Annotated in this window: 5 protein-coding genes; 3 read left to right on the forward strand and 2 right to left on the reverse strand. The window is 45.7% G+C overall.

The annotated features are described in order from the left end of the window. Positions 1–614 precede the first annotated feature (614 nt). The gene (locus DW830_RS16805) at positions 615–941 is read left to right on the forward strand and encodes a hypothetical protein (protein ID WP_233544575.1); all 327 of its coding nucleotides are present in this window, start codon (positions 615–617) and stop codon (positions 939–941) included. Positions 942–1,024: 83 nt separating this feature from the next. On the opposite strand, the gene nifJ is transcribed toward DW830_RS16805, so the two are convergent. Both nifJ and DW830_RS14680 read right to left on the reverse strand, forming a co-directional pair. Further along, the gene (nifJ, locus tag DW830_RS14675) at positions 1,025–4,603 is read right to left on the reverse strand and encodes a pyruvate:ferredoxin (flavodoxin) oxidoreductase (protein ID WP_118201177.1); all 3,579 of its coding nucleotides are present in this window, start codon (positions 4,601–4,603) and stop codon (positions 1,025–1,027) included. Positions 4,604–4,662: 59 nt separating this feature from the next. Beyond that, on the reverse strand, positions 4,663–5,853 hold the full coding sequence (locus tag DW830_RS14680) for an ATP-binding protein (protein ID WP_119250404.1): 1,191 nt from the start codon (positions 5,851–5,853) through the stop codon (positions 4,663–4,665). A gap of 171 nt (positions 5,854–6,024) precedes the next feature. Between DW830_RS14680 and DW830_RS14685 the strand changes: the two genes are divergently transcribed. Together DW830_RS14685 and DW830_RS14690 are read left to right on the forward strand one after the other, a co-directional pair. Further along, a complete protein-coding gene (locus tag DW830_RS14685) occupies positions 6,025–7,092 on the forward strand; it encodes a hypothetical protein (protein ID WP_119250405.1) in 1,068 nt (355 codons plus the stop codon). Between the two features lie 74 nt (positions 7,093–7,166). Next, positions 7,167–8,456, forward strand: coding sequence for a serpin family protein (locus DW830_RS14690; RefSeq protein ID WP_119250406.1), 1,290 nt, complete (start codon positions 7,167–7,169; stop codon positions 8,454–8,456). The last annotated feature ends 162 nt before the right edge of the window (positions 8,457–8,618 follow it).

Here is an 8,618-nt window from a genome sequence, read left to right on the forward strand (position 1 = left end):
ATATAATATATATATATATATATATATATAATAATTACTTATAATTTATAACCATAGAAAGGGTAACTATCCCGAAAAAAACTGAATACTGAATACTGAACACCCTCTTAGATACCTCGCGCACTAGGTATCATGGCAGCATCAGGGGAAGATAGTACTAGTACGCGTACATAGTACGTACTAGGTAAATATAAAAATATTTTCGTACCTTTGCACCCGTAATCAGGCAAGTAAAGTCTGGTTGCGGACGTTTTTTGTTTATAGGAATCCGGTGCCGTTCCTAAAAATAGAAATTTGGTGAATATCTCGCAGTCCAACCCTTTAACATTACTGAAGTTTCGCATGTGGTTTAAGTACGGGCTGAAGGCCCAAAAGGTCCTAGCCCAGGGCAACGCCCTGGGTATAAAAGCAATCAGCAAGGCGCCCTGTAAGGGCGACAGGGTTGCGTCCATAATAACCCAGGGCGATGCCCTGGGCTAGGGGCTTCTGCCCTTTCAGGGCGTGTGGAGCTTACATGCGAAACTTGAGTAACATTATAAATTAATATAGTAAGAAAAATTTATCTTTCTTTGGCGCAGGCATAGTCAAGGCTAATCGATGATGCAGAGAAACTGGTGAACCGCCATTACATCGAGAAAAATCTTCCGAAGGGAGCAAATGCCGACGGAGCTGACGGAATGCTAGGCGGAAAGGTGTTCAGTATTCAGTTATTCAGTTTTAAGAAGCTATTATTTCGTTACGACGGACTCAACCTGAGAGCGTATAACTCGCTGAAAATGAGTACATTTGCAGATGTTCGAACTCCACAGCAGAAGGCGGCGCTGAAAGCGCTCATTGAGCAGCTGAAGGAGGAATATCACGAGGCGACGGTTCATGGGCACAATGAGTTCGCCAGCAAGGATTGTCCTTGCTTCGATGTAAAGAAGGAGTGGGGTGAATAAACCAAAAAAAAGGAAACAAAAAAGCCTTGGTTGCCAAAATAGCAACCAAGGCCCATTATGTTAGAATCTGAAATATTCTTTGATTAGATCTGCTCGCTCCAGTCCTCCTGGCTCTTACGAACGTAAGTCTGGTAACGGAGCTTAGCCATCTTCTCTGCCTGAGAGAAGAGCTCATCAGCCTCCTTAGGGAATGCCTTCTGTACAGAGAGGTAACGAACCTCACCGAGCAAGAAGTCGCGGAAGTTCTCCCAGTTTGGAGCCTTTGAGTCGAGTGTGAATGGGTTCTTACCCTCATCAGCCAACAGTGGGTTGTAACGCCACAAGTGCCAGTAACCGCACTCAACAGCCAACTCTTCCTCGTGCTGTGAACGACCCATACCGCCCTTACGCTTCAAACCGTGGTTGATACATGGTGCGTAAGCGATGATGAGTGATGGACCTGGATAAGCCTCAGCCTCGCGGATTGCCTTCAATGTCTGAGCATTGTCAGCACCCATAGCTACCTGAGCTACGTAGATGTAACCGTATGTAGTCTGCATCAAACCGAGATCCTTCTTGCGGATACGCTTACCCTGAGCAGCGAACTGTGCGATAGCACCGAGTGGAGTTGACTTAGAAGACTGACCACCAGTGTTAGAGTAAACCTCAGTATCGAGTACCAGGATGTTAACATCCTCACCAGAAGCCAATACGTGGTCGAGACCACCGTAACCGATATCATAAGAAGCACCGTCACCACCGATGATCCACTGTGAACGCTTAACGAGGTAGTGATCCAAAGTCTTGAGCTCCTTGCAGATTGGGCAACCCTTCTCAGCGCCGGCAGCGATGAGAGGCTTCAACTCTGCAGCAGCCTCCTTAGAACCCTCTGAATCGTTCATGTTAGCAACCCACTTGTCAGCAGCTGCTACGAACTCAGCAGGAACATGCTCCTGAGCCTTAGCCTCTTCAAGCAAGTGAGCGATGCGCTCCTTCATCTTCTTGTTACCCATTACCATACCGAGACCGAATTCGCAGAAGTCCTCGAACAATGAGTTGTCGAATGCAGGACCCTGACCCTTAGCGTTCTTTGTATATGGAGTAGATGGGATAGAAGCTGAGTAGATAGAAGAACAACCAGTAGCGTTAGCAATCATCTGACGATCACCGAAGAGCTGAGAAATCAACTTAACGTATGGAGTCTCACCACAACCAGAGCAAGCACCAGAGAACTCGAACAATGGCTGAGCGAACTGAGAGTTCTTAGGGCTCTGCTTGATGTCTACGAGATCCTGCTTAGAAGCTACCTTGTGTACGAGGTACTCCCAGTTAGCTGCTTCCTTGACCATATCCTCTGCGTCAACGTTGAATGGAACCATTGTCAACGCCTTCTCACCCTTCTTACCTGGGCAGACGTCAGCACAGTTACCACAACCCAAACAGTCGAGTACTGAAGTCTCGATGCGGAAGTGCATTCCAGCCAAAGCCTTAGGTGCCTTAACATCCTGAGTCTCGAGACCCTCGATGCCTGCAAGCTCCTCGTCGGTCAATACGAATGGACGGATAGCTGCGTGAGGACAAACGAATGAACACTTGTTACACTGGATACAGTTCTCTACGTTCCATACTGGTACGAATGCCTCAACACCACGCTTCTCGAATGCTGCAGTACCGTTCTGCCATGTACCGTCAACTGTGTCGTGCTTAACGAAGTCAGAAACCTTCAAGAGGTCACCAGCCTGGCCGTTGATAGGACGAACGAGCTCCTTAACGAATGCTGGAGCGTTATCCTCCTTAGCCTCATCGTCAGCGAGGTTAGCCCAAGCTGGATCTACTGTCAACTGCTTGTACTCACCACCACGGTCTACAGCGCCGAAGTTCTTGTCAACAACGTCCTGACCCTTCTTAGAGTAAGACTTAACGATGAATGCCTTCATCTGCTCTACAGCGAGATCCAAAGGAATAACCTCTGTGATACGGAAGAATGCAGACTGGAGGATGGTGTTGGTACGGTTACCGAGACCAATCTCCTGAGCAATCTTAGTTGCGTTGATATAGTAAACTGTAATGTTGTTCTGAGCGAAGTAACGCTTTACCTTGTTAGGGATGAAGTTAACCAACTCCTCGCCATCGAAGATAGTGTTCAACAGGAAGAAACCGTTCTTACGCAAACCACGTGTTACATCGTACATGTGGAGGTAAGCCTGTACGTGGCAAGCTACGAAGTTAGGAGTATTTACCTGGTATGCGCTGTGGATAGGGCTGTCGCCGAAACGCAAGTGAGAGCAGGTGAAACCACCAGACTTCTTAGAGTCGTAAGAGAAGTATGCCTGGCAATACTTGTTAGTATTGTTACCGATGATCTGAACTGAGTTCTTGTTAGCACCAACAGTACCGTCAGCACCCAAACCGTAGAACTTAGCCTCGAACAAGTCGTCGCCACCCATTGGGATTTCCTCCTCTTCTGGGAGAGAAGTGAATGTAACGTCATCAACGATACCTACAGTGAAGTGGTTCTTTGGCTGTGGCAACTCGAGGTTCTTGAATACAGCAACAATCTTAGCTGGAGTTGTATCAGAAGAACCGAGACCGTAGCGACCGCCAACGATCAATGGCTTGCGCTCGTCGTCGTAGAGAGCTGACTTAACGTCGAGGTACAATGGCTCACCCTCTGCACCTGGCTCCTTAGTACGGTCGAGAACAGCGATACGCTTAACTGTAGCTGGGATTGCCTTCTTCAGGAAGTCAACAGAGAATGGACGATACAGGTGAACTGCAACCATACCAACCTTCTTGCCCTGCTTGTTCAAGTAGTCGATAGCCTCACGAGCTGGCTCTGTAGCAGAACCCATCAGGATGATGATGTTCTCAGCATCCTCAGCACCATAGTAGTTGAAGAGGTGGTACTCACGGCCAGTGATCTTAGTCATCTCCTGGCAGTACTTCTCTACTACCTCAGGGATTGCATCGTAGTAAGGGTTGCAAGCCTCACGGTGAGTGAAGAATGTCTCTGGGTTCTCAGCGGTACCGCGAGTAACAGGACGCTCAGGAGTCAATGCACGGTTACGGAAGTCCTCGATGAACTCTTCCTTAACCAATGGACGGATGTCTTCCATATCCATCTCCTCGATCTTGTGGTACTCGTGAGAAGTACGGAAACCGTCGAAGAAGTTAATGAAAGGAACCTTTGTCTCCAATGTAGCCAAGTGAGGAACTGCAGAGAGGTCCATCACCTCCTGAACAGAACCTGAGCAGAACATAGCGAAACCTGTCTGGCGGCAAGCCATTACGTCCTGGTGGTCACCGAAGATACAAAGTGAGTGAGAAGCCAATGTACGAGCTGATACGTTGAACACGCAAGGGAGCAACTCACCAGCAATCTTGTACATGTTAGGAATCATCAGCAACAAACCCTGAGAAGCAGTGTAAGTTGAAGTCAAGGCACCAGCCTGGAGAGAACCGTGAACTGCACCCGCAGCACCAGCCTCTGATTCCATTTCCTGGATAGAAACTCGCTGACCGAAAAGGTTCTTACGACCTTTGGCAGCCCATTCATCTACATGCTCCGCCATTGGTGATGATGGAGTAATAGGGTAGATAGCAGCAACCTCAGTAAACATGTAGCTTACATGTGCGGCAGCTGTGTTACCATCACAAGTGATAAATTTTTTCTCTTTAGCCATTTTACTTTTAGATAAAATATTAAAAATGTTTTGTATTTAATTCTTCTTTCGAAATCTCGTTAATATAGGAATCCCAAGAGCCATAACGGAATCTTGTTGTCCTTGCCTACCTCAGTATTGTAACGGGCATAGATGGTATCTGGATTACTACGCATCTTGTTGGGAGTTTGTGCATCACAGATTCTGAATTTCCTGTTGCCATCCACTGTATAATAGTGGTCTTTACCGCCCTGGTGAACTTTGTGGTCTTTCCAAAGAGAATTCACGAAGAATGTTTCCATCACTTCCTGCTTGTCAATCTGTATAGGATAGATAGCGTACATTAGGTTAGGATTATGCATCATCACCTTAGATGGTTTCTTCGGAAAATCCTGTCCCTCCGGATAGATCATATTGATGAGTCTGGAATCGGCCAGATACTTAATGTAGTTCATCACGGTTGCCCTACTTGTATTGATGCTTTCGGCCAGCTGGCTCACGTTGGGAGCCTTGGCGCCTTCCACAGCCAACTCGTAGAACAGGCGTTTTATTTTTGGCAGATACTTCAGTTCTATCTGCTTGATGAGGAGGATGTCAACCTCGGTCATCATATTCATTGTCTTTAGTAGATTCTCTGTGAAGTTACGCTGTTCCAAGAAGAATGGGTAGAAACCGTGATGCAGGTAATCATTGAAGTATTTCATCGGGCTCACCTTGGGAAGGATCTGCTTGATGATGTGTTCATGATTGCGGAGAATATCTTCGAGCTCGTATGGCTGGAAATCGTTGCCCGTCTTCAGATTGATGTATTCTCTGAATGAGAAGCCGCGGAGATTGTAACTCTTCACGATTCCATTGAGTTCTGGATTCTCTTCCTTCAGGCGCATAACGCTGGAACCTGTAAACACGATCTTCAGTTCAGGATACAGGTCGTAACATTTGCGGAGCTCCTTGCTCCAGTCCTGCTGCTTGAAAACCTGATCTATCAGAAGTGTGCGTCCACCATGGCTCACGAAGTCGCCTGCAAAATCGGCAATACCTCTGCTCTGGAAATAGAAGTTGTTCATATTCACATACAAGCACTTGCGGTCGTATGGTCCAAAGTGCTCCTTGGCATACTGGAGGAGAAAGGTAGATTTGCCCACGCCCCTAGTGCCTTTGATGCCAATCATACGGTCGTTCCAGTCAATCTCATCCATCAAGGTTCGTCTGACTGGGGCATCTGTATGCTCAACTAGATATGTATGTGTTCTGAAGAATGCTTCTTCCATGCGTTTAATATTGATTCATATTTGTTTTTTACGATGCAAAGGTAATAATATATTTTAAATTTGCAAACTCTAGATAGCAAAAACTAACTTTTTTTTCATTATTTAGCACTTTTCTAAGTAAAACTTACCCTCTTTTGCCGTTTTTATCTCAATAATTTGTATCTTTGCAGTATGAAACTACATATCTTCAATCCGGAACACGATTTGGCATTGGCCGCTCATTTGCGACAGTTTACCGCTCCTCATGCTGGAAGACAGTTGCGAAGCGACCTTGCATTTATACCTGCCTTGTGGGCAGATCAGGGTGACTTGGTGCTTGTTGATGACATCGACAATGCACGCGACAAGGTGCGCCATTTGGGGGAGCACCTGATGGAAAAAGTTGAGTTTATAACCAAACTGCAGCTTGAGCATCTGCTTAAGACGGAGTTTATAGACAGTGTGCATCCTTGGGGATGGGACTTGAGTCTGAAAGGCGAGCTGGAACGTATCGGTTTGCCGGAAATCATGCTGCCTACTGATGAGGTATTAGATAAGGTACGCGCGATAAGCAGCCGCCAATGGGCTGCTGAACATCTGCAGCAGAATGTAGTGTATGCAGATAACTTTGCTCTGGTTAAGGAATGCGTGATGAAGTGGGGCAAGGCTGTAGTCAAGGCTCCTTGGAGCAGCAGTGGAAGAGGCGTGAAATATGTTTCTGCCGATGAGTTCCGGACAAATGGTGAATATCCGGCTTTCCAACGCTGGGTAAGCAACATCATCTTCAGGCAGGGTGGTGTTACCGTAGAACCCTATTATAATAAGGTGAAAGATTTTGGTATGGAATTCGAGATGCGTGACGGCAAGGTTCACTATCTGGGACTCTCGCTCTTCGATACCGTCAAAAATGCCTATACCGGTAACTTGCTCTGCTCTGAAGAAGAGAAGGTTGAAATTATGAAGAAATACATCAGTGAAGATGCGCTTCTCTCTGCAAGACAGAAAATTATAGATATAGTTGAGCCCGCGTTAAAGGAAAACTATAATGGGCCATTTGGAGTAGATATGATGATTGCTGCAAAGGATGGCCAGTTAGAGCTTGTATCTTGTATCGAATTGAATCTTCGGAGAACGATGGGGCATGTGGCTCTTGAGTTAGCCAAGATAACCAAACCTCAGAGTCTGATGCGTGTTGACTTTGATGGTAACAGATATCATTTGCGTGTGTTGCCAGGTAAGGAGGCAGTTAACGAGTCTTAAATTTTTGCCTTCCGATGCAAGGAATCGCAGCAACTTGCATTTCATAGACAGATTATCAACAAAATTAAAAGATTATGAAAAAGAGAAATGACAGTAAGATAACTATGGCAGCTCTGATGATGATGGCTGCAATGGCTATGACTTCTTGTGCTAGCAGCAAGAAAATAAACGGTGATTCCAATGCAAGCAAGGACAGCGAAATGGGTAAGAATGAAGAGGATTTGGATAATAGCTATCTTGTTCTTTCTGACACCCAGCAGGATATAGTGAAGAAGAACAATGCGTTTGCGCTTCGCCTCTTCAATAAGGTTACAGATATGGAGTCTAAGGTGATTTCACCTATGAGCGTATCTTATCTGATGGGGATGCTGGCAAATGGTGCGGATGGAATCACGCAGCAGGAGATATTGAAAGCTATCGGTTGCGAAGGAGTTTCTGTCAACGATCTGAATGAGCTTTATAAGGCTATGCTTCTTCATGCCAATCATCAAGACAAGCAGACAACTGTTAATATTGCCAATTATATCGCAGTAAACAAGAACTTCAAGCTGAACAAGAATTTCTCCCAGCAGGTAAGTGATGGCTATCAGGCTGGTATTGAAAGTCTGGATTTCACCTCTTCCAAGTCAACAGACCGCATCAATGGCTGGTGCAAGGAAAAGACCAACGGCATGATTCCACGTATTATTGATCAGGTTTCAGCCGATGCAGTATCGTATTTGATGAATGCCATCTATTTCAAGGGAACATGGCAGAACAAGTTCAATGCCAAGGACACTAAGCTGGAGAACTTCCGTGGCTATACACGTGATATCCAGAAAGTGGAAATGATGCATCAGATAAAGAAGCTCTTCTATGCTGAGAACAAGGATTTCAAGGCTGTAGATCTTCCTTATGGTAATGGCAGCTATCGCATGCTGGTACTTCTGCCAAATGAGGGCAAGAATATCCAGGAAATGATGAAAGGTCTGGATGAAGAGAAGCTGAATCAGATTTCGCAGAATATGGAAAACTGTATGGTGAATCTCAAGTTGCCTAAATTTACTATCGAACAGGAACTGCCTCTGAATGCAATCATCAGTGATTTGGGTGCTCCTTCTATGTTTGTGGCAGGCAAAGCGAACTTCAGTCATTTTGCTGACGGCAATTTCTTTGTAAGCAAGATGCTTCAGAAGGCAAAGATAGAGGTGAATGAGCAGGGAACAAAGGCTGCTGCTGTAACTGCTGCCGTGATGCTGACAGCCATGGCACCTGAGGAGACAAGAAATGTAGAGTTCATCGCTGACCGTCCATTTGTCTATATGATTCAGGATAGTCAGAGTGGTGGTATCCTTTTTATGGGACAATATTGCGGAACAAATTAATTCTCAAGAATAACAGAAAAAAAAATGAGGGTGTGTCATAAGTCACAGCCAATACGCCCTGAAAGGGCAGAAGCTCCTAGCCCAGGGCATCGCCCTGGGTTTTAGAACAGATACAAAAAAGTCGCCCTGAAAGGGCAAAAGCTTTCAATTTCAAAGCTTTTG

This window comes from Prevotella sp. AM34-19LB, assembly GCF_003468525.1.
GTDB lineage: Bacteria > Bacteroidota > Bacteroidia > Bacteroidales > Bacteroidaceae > Prevotella.

Coding starts and splice junctions, on each gene's coding strand:
- nifJ (WP_118201177.1), bottom strand. CDS start 4,603: ATGGCTAAAGAGAAAAAATTTATCACTTGTGATGGTAACACAGCTGCC.
- DW830_RS14680 (WP_119250404.1), bottom strand. CDS start 5,853: ATGGAAGAAGCATTCTTCAGAACACATACATATCTAGTTGAGCATACA.
- DW830_RS14685 (WP_119250405.1), top strand. CDS start 6,025: ATGAAACTACATATCTTCAATCCGGAACACGATTTGGCATTGGCCGCT.
- DW830_RS14690 (WP_119250406.1), top strand. CDS start 7,167: ATGAAAAAGAGAAATGACAGTAAGATAACTATGGCAGCTCTGATGATG.